General features: G+C 56.0%; 1 protein-coding gene. It reads right to left on the bottom strand.

Translation table 11 applies throughout. The features are described from left to right. On the bottom strand, positions 1 to 747 hold a 747-nt coding region (gene ubiE, locus NW815_RS09140; RefSeq protein ID WP_414390907.1), incomplete at its 3' end, for a bifunctional demethylmenaquinone methyltransferase/2-methoxy-6-polyprenyl-1,4-benzoquinol methylase UbiE. Positions 748 to 859 lie beyond the last annotated feature (112 nt).

Genomic DNA, 859 nt, shown 5'->3' with positions numbered 1-859 from the left:
TCCCTTCGGGGAAGTGGAATTAATGGAAACAATACGAAACTTCTCAATCACCAGTACCCCCATCATGCCCCACGCTAGGGGGTAGAACTTGGCACTGGCAAACCCTGCCTGCAGGGCCATTTGTCGTTGCTCTTCTCCAGAGGGAAAGCGATCTAGGCTGGGATCGATGTAGGCATATTCGGATCCCAGTCCCAAAGTTTTGGCCTGGGCAACCACCTGAGTGTTCAAGTACCAGCGCTGAAATTGTTCGCAAAGAGGGATCCCTGTGGGGCGGTGAAAATCCAAAATGGCGGCACGACGTCCTGGCTTCAGTACTCGCCTAATCTCTCGCAAGGCTTGGGGAATATCGGTTACATTGCGCAAGCCGTAGCCCATGGTAATGGCATCGAAGCTACTGTCGGGAAAAGGTAAGGCCAAGGCATCTCCCAAAACCCACTCCAGGGAGTAGCCAGGGAAGAGCCGGGAGCGACGCCGGGCAATCGCCAGCATGGCGGGAGAGAAATCTAGGCCCACCACATGTCCCCTTCGTCCTACTCGGCGAGCCAACTGCAGAGCCAGATCACCGGTTCCACAGCACAGATCCAGCACATATCCTCCTGAGCTGGCGCCCGACCAACGCACGGCCATACGCTTCCAAACCTGATGGAGGCCCAGGCTCAAGGTTTGGTTGAGGGAGTCATAGTGGGGAGCAATGCGGTCAAAAAGCGCTCGGATTTCCTCAGGCTGTTCAAAGGTTGGGCTAGGCACCTCTTCTCAACTCCACCTCATGTTCCCCGTACAAACTTTGTTGCTCCTGTTGCTCCGCAACGCTACGTGACCGGATCTGTGGTGTAAACTACCCGGCTCCGACCGCTAAGCG

The organism is Synechococcus sp. R6-7 (genome assembly GCF_047461695.1).
Taxonomy (GTDB): Bacteria; Cyanobacteriota; Cyanobacteriia; order Thermostichales; family Thermostichaceae; genus Thermostichus.
The sequence above is the reverse complement of the archived record's forward strand: the minus strand, read 5'-3'. Positions and strand labels throughout refer to the sequence as shown.